17 protein-coding genes and 1 pseudogene are annotated in these 20568 nt (G+C 71.7%); 6 read left to right on the top strand and 12 right to left on the bottom strand.

Going from position 1 to position 20568, the window contains the following annotated elements; all coding sequences use genetic code 11:
* The 4 genes from G3I42_RS19960 to G3I42_RS19945 all read left to right on the top strand — a co-directional run.
* A partial coding sequence (locus G3I42_RS19960) for a biotin/lipoyl-containing protein (protein ID WP_343244596.1) occupies positions 1–619 on the top strand: 619 nt, incomplete at its 5' end.
* Complete coding sequence (locus G3I42_RS19955; RefSeq protein ID WP_164287810.1) at positions 616–1782, top strand: acyl-CoA dehydrogenase family protein; 1167 nt, start codon at positions 616–618, stop codon at positions 1780–1782. The genes G3I42_RS19960 and G3I42_RS19955, both read left to right, overlap by 4 nt.
* 16 nt (positions 1783–1798) lie before the next feature.
* Complete coding sequence (locus G3I42_RS19950; RefSeq protein WP_164287808.1) at positions 1799–2533, top strand: enoyl-CoA hydratase family protein; 735 nt, start codon at positions 1799–1801, stop codon at positions 2531–2533.
* Positions 2521–3129 carry a TetR/AcrR family transcriptional regulator gene (locus G3I42_RS19945; RefSeq protein WP_164287806.1) on the top strand — a complete coding sequence of 203 codons (609 nt, stop codon included), beginning with the start codon at positions 2521–2523 and terminating at the stop codon, positions 3127–3129. Before G3I42_RS19950 ends, G3I42_RS19945 begins: the two co-directional genes overlap by 13 nt.
* Before the next feature lie 87 nt (positions 3130–3216).
* On the opposite strand, the gene G3I42_RS19940 is transcribed toward G3I42_RS19945, so the two are convergent.
* The 5 genes from G3I42_RS19940 to G3I42_RS19920 all read right to left on the bottom strand — a co-directional run bounded on the left by G3I42_RS19940 (position 3217) and on the right by G3I42_RS19920 (position 9153).
* The gene (locus tag G3I42_RS19940) at positions 3217–4200 is read right to left on the bottom strand and encodes an ABC transporter permease (protein ID WP_343244598.1); all 984 of its coding nucleotides are present in this window, start codon (positions 4198–4200) and stop codon (positions 3217–3219) included.
* A gap of 38 nt (positions 4201–4238) precedes the next feature.
* On the bottom strand, positions 4239–5201 hold the full coding sequence (locus G3I42_RS19935; RefSeq protein ID WP_009070869.1) for an ABC transporter permease: 963 nt from the start codon (positions 5199–5201) through the stop codon (positions 4239–4241).
* A complete protein-coding gene (locus G3I42_RS19930) occupies positions 5194–6816 on the bottom strand; it encodes a sugar ABC transporter ATP-binding protein (RefSeq protein ID WP_164287802.1) in 1623 nt (540 codons plus the stop codon). Before G3I42_RS19930 ends, G3I42_RS19935 begins: the two co-directional genes overlap by 8 nt.
* Complete coding sequence (locus G3I42_RS19925; protein ID WP_164287800.1) at positions 6816–7919, bottom strand: ABC transporter substrate-binding protein; 1104 nt, start codon at positions 7917–7919, stop codon at positions 6816–6818. The genes G3I42_RS19930 and G3I42_RS19925 overlap by 1 nt, the downstream gene beginning before the upstream one ends.
* Before the next feature lie 187 nt (positions 7920–8106).
* Entirely contained in the window at positions 8107–9153 is a 1047-nt protein-coding gene (locus G3I42_RS19920; protein WP_164287798.1) for a LacI family DNA-binding transcriptional regulator, read from the bottom strand.
* A gap of 249 nt (positions 9154–9402) precedes the next feature.
* On the opposite strand from G3I42_RS19920, the gene G3I42_RS19915 reads away from it, so the two are divergent.
* The gene (locus G3I42_RS19915; protein ID WP_343244597.1) at positions 9403–12060 is read left to right on the top strand and encodes a PA14 domain-containing protein; all 2658 of its coding nucleotides are present in this window, start codon (positions 9403–9405) and stop codon (positions 12058–12060) included.
* 143 nt (positions 12061–12203) lie between these two features.
* Here the strand turns inward: G3I42_RS19915 and G3I42_RS19910 are convergent, their stop codons facing one another.
* From G3I42_RS19910 to G3I42_RS19885, 6 genes are all read right to left on the bottom strand, one after another.
* Positions 12204–13682 carry a GH1 family beta-glucosidase gene (locus G3I42_RS19910; protein ID WP_164287796.1) on the bottom strand — a complete coding sequence of 493 codons (1479 nt, stop codon included), beginning with the start codon at positions 13680–13682 and terminating at the stop codon, positions 12204–12206.
* A gap of 46 nt (positions 13683–13728) precedes the next feature.
* The gene (locus tag G3I42_RS19905; RefSeq protein WP_164287794.1) at positions 13729–14649 is read right to left on the bottom strand and encodes a carbohydrate ABC transporter permease; all 921 of its coding nucleotides are present in this window, start codon (positions 14647–14649) and stop codon (positions 13729–13731) included.
* A gap of 14 nt (positions 14650–14663) precedes the next feature.
* Complete coding sequence (locus G3I42_RS19900) at positions 14664–15659, bottom strand: sugar ABC transporter permease (protein WP_164287792.1); 996 nt, start codon at positions 15657–15659, stop codon at positions 14664–14666.
* An 87-nt stretch (positions 15660–15746) separates the two neighbouring features.
* Positions 15747–17069 carry an extracellular solute-binding protein gene (locus G3I42_RS19895; RefSeq protein ID WP_164287790.1) on the bottom strand — a complete coding sequence of 441 codons (1323 nt, stop codon included), beginning with the start codon at positions 17067–17069 and terminating at the stop codon, positions 15747–15749.
* A 586-nt stretch (positions 17070–17655) separates the two neighbouring features.
* The gene (locus G3I42_RS19890; RefSeq protein ID WP_164287788.1) at positions 17656–18330 is read right to left on the bottom strand and encodes a hypothetical protein; all 675 of its coding nucleotides are present in this window, start codon (positions 18328–18330) and stop codon (positions 17656–17658) included.
* A gap of 51 nt (positions 18331–18381) precedes the next feature.
* Positions 18382–18606 (bottom strand): hypothetical protein, encoded by a 225-nt coding sequence (locus tag G3I42_RS19885; RefSeq protein WP_203607047.1) that lies wholly within the window; start codon positions 18604–18606, stop codon positions 18382–18384.
* Between the two features lie 303 nt (positions 18607–18909).
* Between G3I42_RS19885 and G3I42_RS19880 the strand changes: the two genes are divergently transcribed.
* On the top strand, positions 18910–19941 hold the full coding sequence (locus tag G3I42_RS19880; protein ID WP_164287784.1) for a lactonase family protein: 1032 nt from the start codon (positions 18910–18912) through the stop codon (positions 19939–19941).
* Between the two features lie 154 nt (positions 19942–20095).
* On the opposite strand, the pseudogene G3I42_RS19875 reads toward G3I42_RS19880, so the two are convergent.
* Positions 20096–20568 (bottom strand): annotated as a pseudogene (locus G3I42_RS19875) (hypothetical protein); the annotation flags it as partial.

The raw sequence follows: 20568 nt of genomic DNA, 5'->3' as shown, positions 1-20568 counted from the left end.
CGGCGGCCCCGGCGGCGGCCGCGGTGGCGGCCCGGGCGGCTGGCGCAACCTCCCCTCGGCCCCCGCCCTGCGCGCCTACCGCGCCGAACCCGCCGGGACCGTCCACGAAGTCCGCTACCGCACCACCCGCGACGGCATCCGCCCCGAGGACCACCCCGGCGTCACCGTCGAGCCGGAGGCCGTCCCCGGCACCGTCCACCTCACCAGCGAGGGTGTCCGCCGCACGTACCACGTCGCCGTCCACGGTGAGGAGGACGAAGCCGAGGTGTACGTCGACACCGCCGGTGGCACCTCGTACGCCTTCACCGCCCTGCCCCGCTTCCCCGAAGCCGCCGCCACCACCGCGCCCGGCTCCCTCCTCGCCCCGCTCCCCGGCACCGTCGTCCGCCTCGCCGAAGGGCTCCGCGAAGGCGCCGAAGTCGCCGAAGGGGCACCGCTGTTGTGGCTGGAGGCGATGAAGATGGAGCACCGCGTGAGCGCCCCGCGCGCCGGAGTCCTCGTCCGCCTGCCGGTCGAACCCGGCCGGCAGGTCGAGGTCGGCGCGCTCCTCGCGGTCATCGAGGACGCGGAACCCCGGCACCACACCCCCCGTCCCCCGAAGGAGGACCCCGCACCATGAGCGCTTCCGACATCGTGGAGAGCCAGGAGCACCAGGACCTGCGCGCCGCCGTCGCCGCCTTCGCCCGCTCCTACGGCCGCGACTACCTCACCCGCACGCTCGCCGCCGGGAAAGCCCCGGCCGAGCTGTGGCGCGCGGCCGGCAAGCTCGGCTACCTCGGCGTGAGCATCCCCGAGGAGTACGGGGGAGGGGGCGGCGGAATCGGCGAACTCGCCCTCGTCCTCGAAGAACTCGGTGCCGCCGGGTCGCCGCTGCTCATGATGGTCGTCTCCCCGGCGATCTGTGCCACCGTCATCGCCCGCTTCGGCACCGAGGAGCAGAAACGCGCCTGGCTGCCCGGGCTCGCCGACGGCAGCCGCGTGATGGCCTTCGGCATCACCGAGCCCGACGCGGGCTCCAACTCCCACCGCATCACCACCACCGCGCGCCGCGACGGCGAGGACTGGCTGCTCAGCGGGCGCAAGGTGTTCATCTCGGGCGTCGACCTCGCCGACGCCGTCCTCGTCGTCGGGCGCACCGCCGACGCCCGCAGCGGACGCCTCAAGCCCTGCCTCTTCATCGTCCCGACCGACGCGCCCGGCTTCACGCGCACGCCCCTCGCGATGGAACTCAAAGCCGCCGAGAAGCAGTTCGAGCTGGCCCTCGACGACGTCAGACTCCCCGCCGACGCGCTCGTCGGCGACGAGGACGCGGGGCTCCTCCAGCTCTTCGCCGGGCTCAACCCCGAGCGCGTCATGACCGCCGCCTTCGCGATCGGCATGGGCCGCTACGCGCTCGGACGCGCCGTCGCGTACGCCAGGGAACGCACCGTCTGGAAGACGCCCATCGGCGCCCACCAGGCGATCGCCCACCCCCTCGCCCAGGCCCACATCGAACTCGAACTCGCTCGCCTCATGACCCGCCGCGCCGCCGCGCTCTACGACGCGGGCGACGACATCGGCGCGGGCGAGGCCGCCAACATGGCCAAGTACGCCGCAGCCGAAGCCTGCGCGCACGCCGTCGACCAGTCCGTGCACACCCTCGGCGGCAACGGCCTCACCGAGGAATTCCAGCTCGCCTCGCTCCTCACCGCCAGCCGCGTCGCCCGCATCGCGCCCGTGAGCCGCGAGATGATCCTCAACTACGTCTCCCACCAGACCCTCGGCCTGCCCAAGTCCTACTGAACGAACGGGAGTCGTCGTGACCCTCCGTATCCGCCCCGACGAGCGGGGCGTCCGCACCCTCCTGCTCGACGCCCCCGAGCGCCGCAACGCCCTCTCCGCACCCCTCGTCGCCGCCCTCACGACGGCTCTCACCGACGCGGGCGCCGACCCCGGCGTCCGCGCCGTCGTCCTCGGCCACACGGGAACGACGTTCAGCGCGGGCGCCGACCTCAAGGAACCCCCCGAGCCCGCCGCGATCCTCGCTCTGCTGCGTACCGTCGTCGCCCTGCCCAAGCCCGTCGCCGCCGCCGTCACCGGGCACGTACGGGCCGGGGGACTCGGCCTCCTCGGCGCCTGCGACCTCGGCTTCGCCGGGCCCCGCGCCGACTTCGCCTTCACCGAGGCGCGCCTCGGCCTCGCGCCCGCCGTCATCTCCCTCCCCCTCGCCGGCCGCCTCGACCACACCGCCGCCCGCCGCTACTACCTCACCGGGGAACGCTTCGGACCCGCCGAAGCCGCCCGCATCGGGCTCGTCACCGAAGCCGTGGAGGACGTCGACGCCGCGCTCGCCCCCGTACTCGACGCGCTGCGCGCCTGCTCCCCGCAGGGCCTCGCCGAGAGCAAGCGGCTCGCCACCGCTACAGTGCTCGCGGACTTCGCCGCGCGCGGCGAGGACATGCTCGCCCTCTCGGCCGGGCTCTTCGCCTCCGCCGAGGCACGCGAGGGAATGACGGCCTTCCTCGAACGACGGGAGCCCCCATGGGCACGGTGACACGCACGGCACGCGGCGGACCACCCCGCCAGGACCGCAGCCGCGCCACGCGCGAACGCCTCCTCGAAGCCGCCGTCACCTGCGTCGCCGAACACGGCTGGACCCGTTCCACCGTCGCCGTCGTCGCCGAGCGCGCGGGCGTCTCGCGCGGCGCCGCCCAGCACCACTTCCCCACCCGCGAGGACCTCTTCACCGCGGCCGTCGCCTACATGGCCGAGGAACGCTCCGCGGCCCTGCGCGCCCTCTTCCCCGGCCCCCCGCCCGACCGCCACGCCGTCGTCTCCGCCCTCGCCGACCTCTACACGGGCCCGCTCTTCCGCGCGGCACTCCAACTCTGGGTCGTCGCCTCGCAGGAGGACACCCTGCGCGAGGAGGTCGTGGCCCTCGAAGCCCGCGTGGGCCGCGAGACCCACCGCATCGCCCTCACCCTCCTCGACGCCGACGAATCCCGCCCCGGCACCCGCGAAACGGTCCAGGGCCTCCTCGACATGTGCCGCGGCCTCGGCCTCGCCAACCTCCTCACGGACGACGGCGCGCGCAGACAACGCGTGGTGCGGCAGTGGGCGGCGCTGGTCGAGGAGGCCCTGGGGGAGTGAGGCGCGTCCCAGCCCCTCCGGCGACCGAGGAGCGGAGCCCCGCGACGGCGCCGCGAGACAGGCGTCGCACGCGAGCCCCCGCCCCCCTCACCCCGCCCGTCGCCTCCGTTTCGCCAGCCATGTCTGGGCGATCACCACGACCGCCAGGAACGCTCCGGACACCACCTGCTGGTACGAGGAGTCCAGCGAGCCGATCTGGTTGATGATGTTCTGGATCACCTTCAGCAGCAGCACCCCCACGAGCGAACCGCTCAGGAAGCCGGAGCCGCCGCTCAGCAGCGTCCCGCCGATCACCACGGCCGAAATGGCGTCCAGTTCCATGCCGTTGCCGAGGATCGTCACGCCCGAGGCCAGCCAGGCCGCGTTCAGGGCGCCCGCGAGACCCGCGCACAGCCCCGACAACGTGTAGACGTACGTCTTCGTACGGGCCACGGGGACACCCATGAGCGCCGCCGCGTCCTCGTTGCCGCCCACCGCGTACACGTACTGCCCGAAGCGGCTGCGCCGCAGCGCGACCCCGCCGAGCAGGAACAGCGCCACCGTGATCCACACCGGCACCCCGATGCCGAGCAGCTTGCTCTGCCCCAGGTGCGTGAACCACGTCGACTTGTCCACGAGATACGTGTTCGCGCCCTCGTCCGTCACCGCGAGCAGCAGCCCGCGCGCGCCGAGCATCGACGCCAGCGTCACGATGAACGGGGCGAGCCGCGCCCGCGAGATGAGCAGCCCGTTCACCACGCCGAGGAGCCCGCACACCGCGAGCGGCAGCAGCAGCGCCACCGCCGTCCCGTACCGCGAGCCCCACGCCGCGAGTACCCCGCCGAGCGCGAAGAGCGAGCCGACCGAGAGGTCGATGCCGCCCGTGACGATGACGAAGGTCATGCCGAGCGCCACCACGGCGAGGAACGACGAGGACAGCGCCATGCCCTCCAGGTTGTCCCCGGTCAGGAACGTGTCGAAGCACAGGCTCGCGACGAGGACCGCCAGGACGAGCGTGAGCAGCGCCCCGTGCTGCTGCGCGAGCGCGCTCAGCCGCTCCCCGCGACCAGGACCCCGCTCCTCGGGGTACACCTGCTTCTCCCCGGCCGGGACCTCGGCGATCGTGCCGTTCACCGCTTCCCCCTCTCCCGCGCCGCGTAGACCGCGAGGACGATGACGACCGCCTGCGCGATCTGCGTCCACGAGGGCGGCAGGTCGTGCTTGATGAGCGTGGCCGTCAGCAACTGGATGAGCACCGCGCCCGCGACCGTGCCGCCGATCCGTACCCGGCCCCCCGACAGCGGGGTGCCGCCCACCACGACGGCGGTGATCGCGGAGAGTTCCATGAGGGTGCCGAGCGAGGTCGGGTCGCTCGCCTGGAGCCGCGCCGTCGCGAGAATCCCCGCCACCGCCGCGAGCAGCCCCGAGACGACGTACACGATGACGAGCACGCGCCGCACCGGGAGCCCCGCGAGCTTCGCCGCCGCCCGGCTGTCGCCGATCGCGAGCAACTGCCGCCCGAACGTGGTGCGCCGCACCACGAAGGCGACCACCACGGCGAGCACCGCCGCGATGATGACGAGATACGGGATTCCCAGCACGGAGCCCGTGCCGAGCGTGTTCATCCCGCTGTTGCGCACGTCCTTGAGCTGGGGGAGCAGGACGAGCGCGAGGCCGCGACCGCCCACCATCAACGCGAGTGTCGCCACGATCGGCTGCACCCCGACGAAGGCGACGAGCGCCCCGCTCGCGAGCCCCGCAAGCACCCCGCCGAGCGCCGCCATGAGCAGCGCCACCACGAGCCCGTACCCGAGGTACAACGAGAGCAACGACGTCGCGAGCGCCATCACCGCGCCCACCGACAGGTCCACGCCCTCGGTGCCGATCGCGAGCGCCATGCCGAGCGCCACGATGACGATCGGCGCGACCTGCACGGCCTGGGTGCGGAAGTTCTCGGTGGACAGGAAGTGCGGGGTGAAGGCGATGTTGACGAGGAGGAGCACGACGACGCCCGCGTAGACCCCGTACTCCTGGAGCAGGTGGCGCAGCCGCTGCCGGTCGGCGAGCGTGGCGCGCAGCGTCAGCTCAGTCATCCCCGTCCCCCTTCGCGGCCTCGTCGCGCCCGCCGCTCCCGTCGCTCCCGCCGAGGAGCGCGCCGCTCGGCGGCACCACGGAGGCGATCTCCGCCTTGCCCGCCTGTTCGTCCGCCGAGGGCGCGGTGGCGATCGCCGCCATGAGGTGGTCCTCGCTCACCTCGTCCCCCGACAGTTCGGCGACCACCGCGCCGTCCTTCAGCACCACCACGCGGTCCGAGCCCTCCACGAGTTCCTCCGGATCGGAGGATATGAGCACGACACCGAGACCCTCCCCGGCCAGTTCGTCGACGAGCCGCTGCACCTCCGCCTTCGCGCCGACGTCGATGCCCCGCGTCGGCTCGTCGAGGAGCAGCACCTTCGGCTGCATCGCCAGCCAGCGCGCGAGCAGCACCTTCTGCTGATTGCCCCCGGACAGCTCGCCGACCTTCTGGCCGACGCCCGAGGTCTTGATGCGCAGCCGCTGCACGAAGGTGTCCACGATCTTGTCGACGCGCTTCTCGTCGACGAGACCGAAGCGCGAGAGCCCGGGAAGCGCGGCGAGCGCGATGTTCTCGCGCACCGACAGCCCCGGCACGATGCCCTCGGCCTTGCGGTCCTCCGGCAGCAGGCTGATGCCGGCGCGGATCGCCGCGGGCGTCGAGCCGGTACGCACCGCGGTGCCCTCCACCGCGACCGCGCCCGCGTCGGGCGGCAGCGCGCCGGCCACGGCCCGTACGGTCTCACTGCGGCCCGAACCGAGCAGCCCGCCGAGCCCGACGACCTCCCCGGGACGGACCGCGAACGACACGTTCTCCAGCTGGTGGCGCACCGACAGGCCGTCCACGGCGAGCACCGGCTGCCCCTCCCGCGCGTGGTTGCCGGTGAACTTCGTGACGCCCTCGGCGCGCACCTCGCCGAGCTGCCTGCCCAGCATGAGCGACACCAGCCGCAAGCGCTCCAGCTCCGCGAGCGGCCCGGTGTGCACCACCTTGCCGTCGCGCAGCACCGTCACCTGGTCGCACACCTCGTACAGCTCGTCGAGCCGGTGGCTCACGTACACCACCGCGATGCCCCGCTCGCGCAGCATCCGGATGACGCCGAAGAGCGTCTCCACCTCGCGCGGTTCGAGCGACGACGTCGGCTCGTCCATGATGACGACCTTCGCGTTCACCGAGACCGCGCGGGCGAGCGCCACCATCTGCTGCGTACCGACGCTCAGTTCACCGAGCGGACGGCGTACGTCGACCCGTACCCCGAGCGCCGCGAGCGCCTGCGCCGCCTCGCGGTGCATCCGGCCGAAGTCCACGAGGCCGAGCGCGCGGCGCGGCTCGCGGCCCAGGAAGAGATTGCGCGCCACGCTCATGAGCGGGACGAGGTTCACCTCCTGGTAGATCGTGGAGATCCCCGCCTCCTGCGCCTGGAGCGGTGTCGCGAACCGCACCGGCTCGCCCTGGTAGGTGACCGTGCCCTCGTCGGCCCGGTAGACCCCGGTGAGCACCTTGATGAGCGTGGACTTGCCGGCCCCGTTCTCCCCGATGAGCGCGTGCACCTCGCCGGCGCGGGCGGTGAAGTCCACGCCGTCGAGGGCACGCGTCCCGGGAAAGACCTTGGTCAGCCCCGAAACGGAGAGCATCAGAACGCCTTGCCCAGGTCGGCCTCGGCGTTGGTCTTGTCGTAGGCGCTGTCCTTGATGACGATGTCCTGCTGGACCTCCTCGCCCTTCGTGAAGGTGTCGAGGGTCTGGAAGGCGAGCGGGCCGAAGCGCGGGTTGGACTCGATGACCCCGGAGATCCAGCCGTCCACGATCTGCTTGACCGCGTTGCGCGTCCCGTCGACGGTCACGATCTTGACGGCGCCGGGCTTCTTGCCCGCGCTCTTGAGGGCGTTGACGGCGCCGAGGCCCATCTCGTCGTTCTCGGCGTAGATGCCCTTGATGCCGGGCTTGGACTGGATGAGCTGCTCGGTGACCGACTGGCCCTTCTCGCGGGCGAAGTCGCCCGTCTGCTCGAAGACCACCTTGAGGTCCGGGGCCTTCTCGGCGATGCGGTCCTTGAAGCCCTTGGTGCGCTCGGTCGTCACGTTGTTCCCCGCCGCGCCGAGCAGGATCGCGACCTCGCCCTTGCCGCCCGTCGCCTCGATCATCTTGTCGGCGGCGCGCTTGCCCTGCTCGACGAAGTCGGAGCCGATGAAGCTCACGTAGTCCTTGCAGGGATCGGCGTTGATCTTGCGGTCGATCGTGACGATCGGGATCTTCTTGGCGCTGGCGGCCTGGAGCACCGGCTCCCAGCCGTCCGAGTTGAGCGGGGCGATGACGAGCAGGTCCGCGCCCTTGGCGATGAGGTCCTGCACGTCGCTGATCTGCTTCGAGAACTGCGACTGCGCGTTGACGGCGAGGAGCTTGACGCCGCGCTTCTTGGCCTCGGACTTGAGCGAGGCCGTCTCGGCGATCCGGAAGGGGTTGGCCTCCTTCTCGGACTGCGAGAAGCCCACCGTCGCCGAGGCGAGGTCGATCTTCTTCGCCCCGTAGGCGTCGAGCGTGCAGCCCTTGCCGCCGGCCGCCGGGGTCTCGACGACCTGCCCCGCGTCCTTGCTCTCCGTCGCGGTCGCGTTCGTGTCCTTCGACCCGCTGTCGTCGTCCTCCGACTTCGCACAGCCGGTGGCAAGGGCGAGACTCGCGGTCAGGGAGACGGCCACGAGGGCCTTGAGGGTGGTGCGGTGGTACGCGGACGACTTCATGGTGTTCTCCCGTAGCGGCACGGACCCGTGCGAGCACACGGGCACAAGGGAAAGGAACGTGGTCGTACTGCGGTCGGCCCCGCTTCGGGCCAACTCCGCTTGTGCGTCTGGTTTTTACATCGTTGGAAGGTGGCTGTAAACCCCTCCCGGCCAAGGCGGCCGGAGGGGATGCCCCCGCGGCGGCACCTCAGCGCCTTCCGAGTGTGCTCTCGCGCTCCAGGAGCCGGAAGGGGGCGATCACGGAGGGCTGCTGCTCGGGCCGCGCGTCCGCGTCCGGGTTCCCGCGCAGCGCCGCGGCCCGCTCCAAGGAGCTGACCAGCGAGGACACCGCGAGCCGCGCGATCGCCTTCTTGTCGGGCGCGACCGTCGTGAGCGTCACGGCGCCGTACCGCGACTCCGGTACGTCGTCGAAGCCGACGACCGCCACGTCCCACGGGACCCGCAGGCCCCGCTCGTGCAGCACCCGCATCGCGCCCACCGCTACCAGATCGTTGTAAGCGAACACGGCGTCAGGACGCACCCCCGAGTCCAGCAGCCGCGCCATGCCCTCCGCCCCGTCGCCCCGGTCCCAGCCCCCCGTCGGTGCCGCCAGCCGCTCCCCGCCTTCGAGCCCGGCCGCCTTCAGTTCTTCCCGCCAGCCCTGAAGCCGCAGCTGGGCGGGCCTGTTCGGGGAATCGGTGCGCGCCCCGAGGAAGGCGATCCGCGTCCGGCCCAGCCGGATCAGATGCCGCACCGCGCTGCGGGCCGCCGCGACGTTGTCGATCGCGATGTGCGGATAGGGCAGCGCGTACTCCCGCTCCCCGAGCAGCACGAGCGGTACGTCGTCCGTTCTGGCGGACAGGTCCTCCGGTTCCAGTTCGAGCGGCGAGAGGATCAGTCCGTCGATCACCCGGGCCCGGAAGCCCTGGCTGACCAGCACCTCCCGCTCGCGCTCGCCCCGCGTGTGGTCGAGCAGCACCGTCAGCTCGTGCTCGGCCGCCGCGTCGATCACCTCCCCCGCCAGCTCGGCGAAATAGGGATTGCCCAGCTCGGGCACCGCGAGCGCGATGATCCCCGTCCGGCCCTTGCGCAGATTGCGGGCGGTCAGATTGGGGCGGTACCCCAGTTCGTCGATGGCCCGCTGGACCCGCTCCCGCATGGCCGGCGTGACGTGCTCGTAGTGATTGACCACGTTCGAGACGGTCTTGATCGACACGCCCGCCAGTTGCGCGACATCCTTGAGGCTCACCCGCACGAAAACCCCTCCGCTTCACTTCGCGTCCGGCGCCCGGGCGCGTCTGTCATGACCCTGGACAGTAGGCGAGAGGGCGTGCTCTCATGCCAACTGCCGTTCCTTGCAACGTTGTACAGACTGGAGCGACGAGCCGCCACCCTTCCTCGACATGACATCGGGGGACCTTGCGCAAAGGACCCCGTGGCAAAGCCTCACGGCAAGAAGGAGGAGCACGTGCGCAACCGCAGCAGATTCTCCCTGGCAGGGGGCGTGGGACGCCCCCTCGCCCTGTGCACCGCCGCACTGCTGGGCCTCGCGGGACTCACTGCGACGTCCACCGCGAGCGCGGCGGACCCCGGGAGCACTCGCCCAGCGGCAGGCACCCTCACCCCCCACCCCACCTCCACCTCCCACAAGGCAGGCTCCGCGGACCCCGCGGAGCTGCACGGCCTCAAGGGCGACTACTACACCCAGTCCGCCCCCGGCGCCTTCGACTTCGACCAGCTCAAGGCCACCGCCTTCGATCCCTCGCTCGACTTCGCCAGCCTGGAGTCCCGCCTGCAACAGGCCACCGGACAGGCCGACGACGTCAACGTCCGCTGGACGGGCCGCCTCGTCCCCGAGAAGAGCGGCGAGCACACCTTCCAGATCAAGGGCGACAACGGCTTCCGGCTCTGGATCGGCGACGAACTCGTCATCGACCACTGGGTCGACGACTGGGGCAAGGAACAGGTCTCCCAGCCCGTCACCCTGGAGGCAGGCAAGGCGTACGACATCAAGCTGGAGTACTTCGAGCACGAGGGCGGCTCAAACCTCCACTTCTCCTGGACCCCGCCGGGCGGCACCCAGACCCCCGTCCCGCAGTCCGCCTTCCGCACCCCCGAGAACTGGTCCTACGACGGCGCCACCTCCGCGACCGTCACCAGCACCGGGCGCACCCTCGAACTCGGCTTCCCGCACTCCCTCGCCACCCCGCCGAGCACCGTCGCCCAGCATCTCAGCGCCAACATCGGCGGCGCCGACTGGCCCCTCGGCACCGTCCGCAAGGACCCCGCCGACCCGGCGAAACTCCTCGTCGCGCTCAAGGAACCCGTCGTCGGCGCGGGCGGCTCCGTCGACGTGCGCTACGACGGCGAGGGCGGCCTGCGCACGAAGGACGACGCCGACGCGATCGGCGCCTTCTGGGCGGGCGGCGCCAACAAGTCCACGTACCAGCTCAAGACCCGCTGGGCCAAGGACGTCGGCCCGAAGAACGCGCTGCCCGAGTACCCTCGCCCCCAGCTCACCCGCGACCGCTGGCAGAACCTCAACGGCACCTGGCAGTTCGCGGGGGCCAAGGCGGGCGAGGCCCCGCCGCTCGGCAGGAACCTCGCCGAGCGCGTCCTCGTTCCCTACCCGATCGAGTCGCAGCTCTCCGGCATCGAACGCCACGAGGACCGCATGTGGTACCGGCGCACCTTCACCGTGCCGGCGAACTGGAAGGTCGGCCACGACCAGCGGCTCCAGCTCAACTTCGACGCCGTCGACTGGCAGGCCGACATCTGGGTCAACGGCAAGAAGGTGACGAGCCACAAGGGCGGCTACGACCGCTTCTCCGCGGACGTCACCGACGCGCTCAAGCCGGGACGCACCCAGGAACTGATCGTCGGCGTCTACGACCCGACCGACGCGAAGGACGGCGAGAACCCGCCGGTCGGCAAGCAGCGCCTCGACCCCAGCGGCATCTGGTACACGCCGAGCTCCGGCATCTGGCAGACCGTCTGGATGGAGCCCGTCGCGGCCGAGCACACCGACTCGCTCAAGCTGACGCCCGACGTCAAGAACCAGCGTCTCGCCGTCGACGTCAACGGCACCCGCGCGGGGCTCCCCGTGACCGCCACCGCCTACGACGGCAAGCGCAAGGTCGCCACCGTCAGCGGCCGCTCCGGCACGACCCTCCAGCTCCCCGTCAAGAACCCGCACCTGTGGTCACCCGACGACCCCCACCTCTACCGCCTGGAGGTCAGCACCGGGAAGGACCGCGTCGGCAGCTACTTCGGGATGCGGGACATCTCCGTCCAGAACGTGAACGGCACGCCGCGCACCGAGCTCAACGGCAAGCCCGTCTTCATGATGGCCACGCTCGACCAGGGCTTCTGGCCCGACGGCCTCCACACCGCACCCACCGACGAGGCCCTGAAGTACGACCTCGTCCAGCACAAGAACCTCGGCTTCAACTCCGTGCGCAAGCACATCAAGGTCGAACCCGACCGTTGGTTCTACTGGGCCGACAAGCTCGGCCTCCTCGTGTGGCAGGACATGCCGGCCATGGCCTCGGTGCCCGACAACGCGAGTGAGAAGGCCGAGTACGAGCACGAGATGAAGCAGATGATCGACCAGCACGCGAGCAGCCCCTCGGTCATCATGTGGGTCACCTTCAACGAGGGCTGGGGCCAGTACGACCAGGCCCGCATCGCCGACCAGGCGAAGAAGTGGGACCCCAGCCGCCTCGTCAACAACATGAGCGGGCTCAACTGCTGCGGCGCCGTCGACGGCGGCAACGGCGACATCGCCGACGCCCACGGCTACCCGAGCCCCGCCCTGCCCGCGCCCGACGGCAAACGCGCCCTCGTCAGCGGTGAGTTCGGCGGACTCGGCCTCGCCGTCCCCGGCCACGCCTGGCCGGTGCAGCAGAGCTACGTCGGCGTCGAGAAGGAGGCCTACACCGACGAGTACCTCAAGAAGGTCGACGAGGTCCGCGCCCTCGCCTGCAAGGGCAGCAACGGCTCCGTCTACACCCAGATCGCCGATGTCGAGGGCGAACTGAACGGCATCATGACCTACGACCGCACGGTCATGAAGGCCGACGTGGGCAAGGTCCGCGCCGCCCAGCGCGCCCTGATCGACGACGCCTCGCGGGACACGGTCCGGGGGTGCCCGGCGAGCTGAGCGCGGCTGCGGCCCGTACGGAAGGCCGTACGGGCCGCGGCGCCGGGGGAAGAAGGGCGGGCGCCCCCACGTGGCGCCCGCCCCTTCGGGGAGCGGGCGGGCGACCCCCACGGCGCCCGCCCGCCCCGTCCCGGCCCCCGGCCTCAGTCCGGCAGCCCGCCGCGCCGGATCACGTCCGCGTACCAGTGGGCGCTCGCCTTCGGGATGCGCCGCTGGGTGGCGTAGTCCACGTACACCGTGCCGAAGCGCTTCGCGTACCCGTAGGACCACTCGAAGTTGTCGAGCAGCGACCACAGGAAGTACCCGCGCACGTCCGCGCCGTCGGCGACCGCCTGCCGCACCGCCTCCAGGTGGGAGTGCAGGTACGCGATGCGCTCGGGGTCCTCCACCCGGCCCTCGGGCGAGACGTAGTCGTCGAACGCGGCGCCGTTCTCGGTGACCATCAGCGGCAGCTCGGGGTGCTCCTCGTGGAGCTGCGTCAGCAGGGCGTGCAGGCCCGAGGCGTCGACCGCCCAGTTCATCGCCGTGCGCTGACCGGGCGCGAGGTGGAAGGCGACGTCCTCGGAACCGGTCCACGGCGAGTGGTCGCTCGCCCCGTGCCCGTCGTCGCGCGAGTCGCCCGCGCCGTCCGAGGCGGAGACGATCGTCGGCGTGTAGTAGTTGACGCCGAGCACGTCGATCGGCGTCGCGATGGCCTCCAGGTCACCGGGCTTGACCAGCTCGTCCCAGTCCACGAGCGAGGACGTGCGCCGTAGCAGGTCCTCCGGGTAGGCGCCGTCGAGGATCGGGCCGGTGAAGACCCGGTTGCCCACCTCGTCGATCCGCCGTGCCGCGTCCGCGTCCTCGGCGCTCGTGGTGAGCGGGCGCACCTGGTGCAGGTTGAGCGTGATCGAGGTCTGCGCGTCCGCCGGGAGCAGCCCGCGCAGCACCTGCACGCCCTTGCCGTGCGCCAGGTTGAGGTGGTGCGCCGCGCGCAGCGTCGCCGCCGGCTCCGTACGTCCCGGAGCGTGCACCCCGGAGCCGTAGCCGAGGAACGCGGAGCACCACGGCTCGTTGAGCGTCGTCCACATCGGCACGCGGTCGCCGAGCGCCCCCGCCACGAGCGCCGTGTAGTCCGCGAAGCGCTCGGCCGTGTCGCGCAGCGGCCACCCGCCCGCGTCCTCCAGCTCCTGCGGCAGGTCCCAGTGGTAGAGCGTCGCCACCGGCGTGATCCCGGCCTCCAGGAGCTCGTCCACGAGACGCCGGTAGAAGTCGAGCCCCTGCTCGACGGCCGGGCCGCGTCCCGTGGGCTGCACGCGCGACCAGGAGATGGAGAAGCGGTAGGCGCCGAGTCCCAGGTCCTTCATCAGCGCGACGTCTTCGCGGTACCGGTGGTAGTGGTCCGCCGCGATGTCACCGGTGTCGCCGTTGCGCACCTTGCCGGGGGTGTGGCTGAAGGTGTCCCAGATCGAAGGGGTCCGGCCGTGCACCGTCGCGGCCCCCTCCACCTGGTACGAGGCGGTGGCGGCGCCCCACAGGAAACCGGTGGGGAAGCCGGTGGCGGACACGGAGGGCGAGTCCGAGGGCGTGGCGCCGGTCGCGGCACCCGTCCGAGAGCCGGACTCGGGTCGTACAGCGGTCATGTGAGAGCGCTCCCATGAGGTGAGGGGGAAGGAGGGGAAGAAGGTCTCAGCCCTTGACCGCGCCGGCCATGATGCCGCCCACGATCTGCTTGCCGAAGACGATGAACACCACGATCAGCGGCAGGGTGCTGATGAGCGCGCCCGCCATCACGATCGACTGGTCGGGCGTGTACGAGGCGCTGAGCTGACCCAGCGCCACCTGGACGGTGGGATTGGCCTGGCTGAGCGAGAGGAACGGCCAGAAGAAATCGTTCCACGCCTGCACGAAGGTAAGCATCCCGAGGACCATCATCGCGGGCCGCGCCGCCGGCAGCACGATGCTGCGCACGATCCGCAGGTTGTTCGCGCCGTCCACCTTGGCGGCCTCGATCAGCTCGTACGGCAGCGCCTCGATGAGGTACTGCCGCATGAAGAAGACGCCGAAGGCGCTCACGAGCGTCGGGAAGATGACCGAGGGGAGCTTGCCGCCCCAGCCGATGTCCGACATGAGCATGAACAGCGGGACGACGCTGAGCTGCGGGGGAATGGTCAGGGTCGCGATCACGGCCGTCATGAGGACGCCGCGCCCCCGGAACCGCAGCTTGGCGAAGGCGTACCCGGCCAGCGTGCAGAAGAACAGCGTCGCCGCGGTGATGCAGCCCGCGACGATGAGGGTGTTCACGAGTGCCTTGCCGAGGTTGGCCTGCTCCCAGGCCGCCTGGAGGTTGTGCCACAGACGGCCGCCCGGCAGGAACGGCGGCGGGCTGTCGAGCACCCGCTGCTGATCGTGCGAGGCGGCCACCAGCGTCCAGTACAGCGGGAAGACGGAGAGCACGCCGACCACCGCGAGGGCGAGGTAGGTGAACGGTCCGCCGCGCAACTGCTCGCCCGCGCCGATGCGGAAGCGGCTTCTGCCGGACGTCTTCGGCCCGGGGACCGCGGGGTCCTCGGTGGCGGGCACGGAAGGAGTGGGTGTGGTCGTGGTCATGGGTTCGCTCCCTCTCAGCCCGCGCTCTTGCGCAGGAAGCGGCCGATCAGCCACTGGATCAGCGCGATCAGCAGCAGCAGGGCGAGCATCGACCAGGCCACGGCCGCGGCCGGGCCGAGGTGGCCGAGCTTCCAGCCGTAGTTGTAGAGATAGATGCTCAGCGTCTCGTACTGGTGCTCGCTGCCGCCCGTGGAGCCGAGCGTGCCGCCCTCCAGGAGCAGCGGCTCACCGAAGAGCTGCATCGAGCCGATCGTCGAGATGACGATGGTGAAGAGGATCGTCGGGCGCAGCGAGGGGATCGTCACCTTGCGGAACTGCTGCCAGCGCGAGGCCCCGTCGAGCGAGGCGGCCTCGTAGAGGTCCGTCGGCACCGCCTGCATCGCGGCGAGGTAGATGAGCGCGTTGTAGCCGGTCCAGCGCCAGATGACGATGACCGAGATGGCGATCTTCGACGTCCAGTGGCCGTTGGCCCAGTTCGTGTCGCCCAGGCCGATGAAGTGCAGCAGGTAGTTGAGCAGGCCGCCGTCGGGGCGGAAGACGAGCGCGAAGACGAGCGCGGCGGTGGCGACGGACGTCGCGTACGGGGTGAGGATCACCGTCCGCCAGAACGTCGAGGCGCGCAGCCGGTAGTTGAGCAGGTGCGCGAGGCCGAGCGCCACGAGGAGCTGCGGCACGGTCGAGATGACACCGATGATGAAGGTGTTCGCGACCGCGTCCCAGAACTCGCTGTCGCCGAGGACGCGCTGGAAGTTGTCGAGCCCGATCCAGGTGGACTGGTCGAGCCCGGTCAGCTCGACGCGGTGCAGCGCGATCCAGCCGGTGTACAGCAGCGGGTAGAGCCCGAAGGCGGCGAAGACGAGGAAGAACGGGGCGATGTAGGCGTACGGCGACGCCTTGTCGTCCAGGCGCCACAGCCGGCTGCGCAGCCGGCGGCGGGCCTCGGCACGTGCCGCGTCCCCCGCCGGGGGCGGGGGAGTGGCGGACGGCCTGGTGGGGGTGGAGGTGGCCACGGTTGTCCTTTCCTTCAAGGACGGACGGACGGGGAAAGGGGGCGCCCGGGGTGGCCCGCTCGCGAGCGGGCCACCCCGGGCCGGCCGTCAGCCGATCGACTTGTCGATCGTCTCGGTGGCCGCCTTCCAGGCGTCGTCGGGCTTGGTGCCGCGCTGCTCCATGTTGTTGATCTGCTTCGAGAGCTCGTCCTTGATCGAGGCGTCCTTGGCGCCGAGGACGGCCTCGGGGATGCTCTCCGCCTCGCTCGCGTAGATCTCACCGATCGGCGCGTTGTTGAAGTAGGGGAGCGTCGCGCTCTTCACGTCCGCGAGCTCGTACGCCTTCTTGTTCGAGGGGAAGATGCCGGCGGCCTTGAAGGTCTTCGCCTGCTGCTCGGGGGCCGTCAGCCACTTGACGAGCGCGGTGGCCTCCTTGACGTGCTTGCCCGACTTGGGCACCGCGAGGAAGGAACCGCCCCAGTTGGCGGCCGTGTCACCGGGGGCCTTGGCGATGTCCCACTTGCCCTTGAAGGCGTCGCCGGAGTTGACCTGGATCTGGTTGGCCATCCACGCGGGGCACACGACGGTGGCCACGGTGCCCTTGCGCAGGGCCGCCTCCCACGGGTCCTGGAACTGCGCGAGGCCCCCGCTCAGCTTCTTGTCGGCGACCTCGGCGGCCAGCTTCCAGCCCTGCTTGACGCTGGGGCTGTCCTTGTAGACCGGCTTGCCGCTCTTGTCGTAGTACTGCTCGGCGTTCGAGGAGACGACGGCGTTGAACATCGCGCTCGCGGAGTCCGTGAAGAACGTGCCCTTGGGCGCCTTCTTCTTGTACTCCTGGCCGAGCTTGATGTAGTCCTCCCAGCCGCCCGCGACGGCCGTGGCCACGGTCTCGCGGTCGTCGGGCAGGCCCGCCTTCTCGAAGAGGTCGCGGCGGTAGCACAGGGACATCGGGCCGATGTCGGTGCCGGCGCCGATCACCGCGCCGTCCTTCGTCGTGGCCTGCTTCTCCTTCCAGGAGACCCAGTCGTCCACGTTGATCGACTTGCCGAGGTCGACGAACTTGGCCGCCTGGGTGTCCGTGACCTCCTTGATGCGTCCGACCTCGACACCGACGACATCGCCGAGACCACTGTTGCTGTTGAGCTGCTGGAGCAGCTTCGGGTAGTAGTCCTGCTCGTCGGCGGTGGTGTCTTCCTTGACCGTGATGTTCGGGTGGAGCTTGTGGTACTCGTCGAAGAGCTTCGCCTCCTTGTACCCGAACTGGCCGTAGTCGGCGACGGTCAGGGTGACCGATCCGTCGGACGCCTTGTCCGAGGAGCCGGAGTCGTCGTCACTGCAACCGGTCAGTACGAGGGCGCAGGCCGTCAGGGCCGTGGTCGCGAGGACCACGCTCTTCCTGGCGCGGCCCGGGGCCGTGCGGGTAATGCGCATTCCACTACTCCTAGGTTCCGGCAACGGTGCCGGGTCGAGAAAGCGGCGTGTGGGAGCGGGTGGTGAAGCGGGCCGCCAGGCGGGCCGGCCCGCGCGAATGCGTGCGGCTTGCCCCTGGAGCGCTCCCACGCCCGACGTGGGAGCGTTCCCACGTGATGCCGGAAGGTTGCTGCCTGGGCTGGCGGCCTGTCAAGAGATGAAGTCGGTTCTGTTGCCGCCGTGTGTCGTACGGGAGGCCGCCACGACTCTCCCGGCGGCGCAGAAGGGGCCGTTGACGTGCGGAAAACCGCACTCACGCCGCCTGTTGGACCCAATGGCCTCGCTTTGGTAGCCGTGGGGTCACGAAGAGGCCACGTTCAGGACCTGATGGTTGGGAACGGTGACCTGGGCGGGGGGAGTGCTGAGGCGGCGTCAGGGGGCGGGCGGCTGGGCCGGGATGTTCGCTCTTGCGACGGCGGGGGTGAGCTTGTGGGGGCGAGCGGGGCGCGAAGGGTGGCGATCGCAGGGCGGGAGCACTCCGAGGGGGCGGGGCTCCTTCGTTTGCCGAAGTGAACGGGGCCGTACGGGTGGTCGGCCCCTCCGGGGCTCAGTCCGCGTCGGGTCGGACGCCCCCGTGCAAGCCCCAGTCGTCCAGGCCCGAGTAGACCCGCGCGACGCGTCCGCGCGGGAATCCGAGCGAGACGGCTTCGCCGGTCCAGAGGGCCACGAGGCGGTCGGGCCCCCGCCACCAGGTGTCCGCCAGGCCCTGTACCTCGCGCACGGGTGCGCAGCCGTCGAGCGAGAGGCTCTCGACCTCGTCGCCGACGAGGCGGTCGATGCGCGTGGCGTGCGCGGCGGCGTGATGGGCGAGGGCCAGCGCCTCGACCCAACCTTCGACGCTGGCGTGGAGGGGCGCCCAGCCGTTCCGTTCTACCTGGATGCCGAACGCCCCGTCCGGCGCGATCACGAAGGAGTACGGAACGGCCGAGCGCTGCGTCCCGGCCTCGAACCACCAGCCGCTGTCGTCCTTTTCGGGCCCATCGGGACCGAAATACCGTGGACCGCCGTCGTACTCCGGTGCGGGCGGCAGGACGACACCACCCCACCGCGCCTGGAACGCCGCCATGCGGTCGATGGCCTCGGCGGGTACGTCGCGCTCACGCCACCACCGCCGGTTCCCCTCGACGGGGCGGACATCCAGCCGGAGGCCGTGAACGGCGACAAACCGCTGCGCACGAGAGGTGAGTCCGTCCGGTACGTGAGCGATGCGCTGGCGTGTCATGCCGTGACCGTACGCGCGGCAGGCCCGTGTGGACAGCGGGTTCGTCCCGGGTCAGCGGGCGCTGTGCCCCGTGGTCGCCGGAGGCTGGTGGCCGGCGTGCGCGGGCGGCTCGTCGGCCGAGTCGGGGACCTTCACCATGACGAGCCTGCGGGCGGCGCCGAGCCTGCGGCGCAGGCCCCGGTGGGTGTGCCGGGCGAGGACGAGGCCGAGTGCCAGGGAGGCGAGGAGCCATGCCCCGAGGACGACGAGAATCACGCCGAGAAGAGTCACGGCCATCGCCGCCTTTCCGTCGTAGAGGCCCGAGCGGCATCCGTACCCGTCGTGTGACCGCTGAGGGTGGTCGTACACCTGTGCTGTACGGGAAACAGTATGCCCTTGACAGCGGCTCAGGCGGAGGGCCGGTTTGGGGAGGGATTGTGTGCGGGCCCCCGCGCCGGTGCTCGCGCCCCTCCCGTACCCGTACCCGGCCGCCCGTCCCGCTCCCCGTCCCCACCAGCGCCGACCTGCCCCCGCCCGGCTGCTACCGTCGCCCGGGGCGTCCCGGAGGGGGGCGCTCGCCGGGTGCGGAGGGGTGGAGCAGTGGACGGTACGTGGGCCGGTCGGGCGTACATCGGATCATTCACGGCCGGGGGCGGCCAGGGCATCACGACTGCCGAGGTGGACGCGGACACCGGGGCGCTCACCGTGCGGAGCGTCACCGAGACGGTGCCCGATCCCTCCTTCCTCGCGCTCGACGCGGCCGGTGAACGGCTCTACGCGGTCAGCGAGACGGCCGAGGGGGCCGCCGTCGCGCTCGACCTCACGGCAGGAGCCCCGGCGCCGCTGGGCCCGCCCGTCCCCGTACGCGGGGAAGGCCCCACGCACGTGTGCCTGTACGACGGGCACCTCCTGACCGCGAACTACAACTCCGGCAGCGTCTCGGCGCTCCCCGTCCGCGCCGACGGCGGCCTCGGGCCCGTCTCCGGCGTCCTCACGCACAAGGGCTCGGGCCCGCACCCGCAGCGCCAGCAGGAGCCGCACGCCCACCAGGTGCTCCCCGACCCCTCGGGCCGCTGGGCCGTCACCGTGGACCTCGGCACCGACTCGGTGCGCGTGCTGAGGCTCGTGGACGGCGCGCCCGTCGTGCACCGCGAGTTCGCGCTGCGCCCCGGCTCGGGCCCCCGGCACCTCGTCTTCCACCCGGACGGGGGACACCTGTATCTCCTCAACGAGCTGTCACCCACTCTTACGGTGTGCCGCTGGGATGCCGAGGCGGGCACGCTCAGGGCGGTCATGGAGAGTGCGCTCCTGCCGCTCGCGCCGCAGGGCGACGCCTACGGCTCCGGGGTACGGGTCTCGCCGGACGGGCGCTGGCTGTGGGCCGCCGTGCGCGGCGAGGACGTCGTCTCCGTCTTCGCGCTCGCGGGCGACGAGGCCCGGCTCGTGACCACCGTGCCGTGCGGGGGCACCTGGCCGCGCGACCTCGCCGTGCACCCCAGCGGCCGGTTCCTGTACACGGCCAACGAGCACAGCGGCGACGTCACCTGCTTCGCCGTCGACCCCGAGACCGGCATCCCGGCCGAGACCGGCTCGCTCGCCGTTCCCGCCGCCTCCTGCGTCGTCTTCGCCTGAGGCCGCGGCTCGGCCGACCGCCCCTCGCAAGGGCGCCCGCACACACCGCAGGGCCCGCTCCGGCGCGTACGGCGCCAGGAGCGGGCCCTGATGGATGAGCACGTGCCGCGTGGGGGCGGCACCGGGGCGGACGGCGGACGGGTGGCCCCGCGGATCAGCGCTGCGGGAAGCCCTGCGGGCGGGCCTGGGCGATGCCCAGCGCGTCCGTGTACTTGTCGACGACGAGCTTGCCGATCGCCGGGTAGGCGCCGAGCGGCTCGGCCGCCGGGCACTCGGCCTCCTCGGCGGCGCCCCGCAGCAGCCCTTCGTCCAGCTCCGGGCCGACGAGGTACGGGGCCAGCGCGAGCTGGGTCGCCCCGGCCTCGCGCAGCTCGGCCGCCTTCGCCGCGATCGCGCCCTCCTGGTCGAGCGCGGCGGCCATGACCGGCACGGCCAGCCGCGCGGCGAGCAGCATGCCGGTGATCCCGGCCGCCTGGACGGCCTCGTCCCCGCCCACCGTGGCGAGGATGATGCCGTCCGCGGCGGTCGCGACGGTGAACAGGCGCGCCCGGTCGGCGCGCGCGAGACCGGCCTCGGAGAGGCGGACGTGCAGCGCCTCGGCGAGGAGCGGGTGCGGGCCGAGCACGG

Origin of the sequence: Streptomyces sp. SID11385, from assembly GCF_010548245.1 — a bacterium.
Lineage (GTDB): Bacteria > Actinomycetota > Actinomycetes > Streptomycetales > Streptomycetaceae > Streptomyces.
This window is presented reverse-complemented; position numbering and strand designations above follow the sequence as displayed.

Coding starts and splice junctions, on each gene's coding strand:
- G3I42_RS19955 (WP_164287810.1), top strand. CDS start 616: ATGAGCGCTTCCGACATCGTGGAGAGCCAGGAGCACCAGGACCTGCGC.
- G3I42_RS19945 (WP_164287806.1), top strand. CDS start 2,521: ATGGGCACGGTGACACGCACGGCACGCGGCGGACCACCCCGCCAGGAC.
- G3I42_RS19935 (WP_009070869.1), bottom strand. CDS start 5,201: ATGACTGAGCTGACGCTGCGCGCCACGCTCGCCGACCGGCAGCGGCTG.
- G3I42_RS19930 (WP_164287802.1), bottom strand. CDS start 6,816: ATGCTCTCCGTTTCGGGGCTGACCAAGGTCTTTCCCGGGACGCGTGCC.
- G3I42_RS19925 (WP_164287800.1), bottom strand. CDS start 7,919: ATGAAGTCGTCCGCGTACCACCGCACCACCCTCAAGGCCCTCGTGGCC.
- G3I42_RS19910 (WP_164287796.1), bottom strand. CDS start 13,682: ATGACCGCTGTACGACCCGAGTCCGGCTCTCGGACGGGTGCCGCGACC.
- G3I42_RS19905 (WP_164287794.1), bottom strand. CDS start 14,649: ATGACCACGACCACACCCACTCCTTCCGTGCCCGCCACCGAGGACCCC.
- G3I42_RS19895 (WP_164287790.1), bottom strand. CDS start 17,069: ATGCGCATTACCCGCACGGCCCCGGGCCGCGCCAGGAAGAGCGTGGTC.
- G3I42_RS19890 (WP_164287788.1), bottom strand. CDS start 18,330: ATGACACGCCAGCGCATCGCTCACGTACCGGACGGACTCACCTCTCGT.
- G3I42_RS19885 (WP_203607047.1), bottom strand. CDS start 18,606: ATGGCCGTGACTCTTCTCGGCGTGATTCTCGTCGTCCTCGGGGCATGG.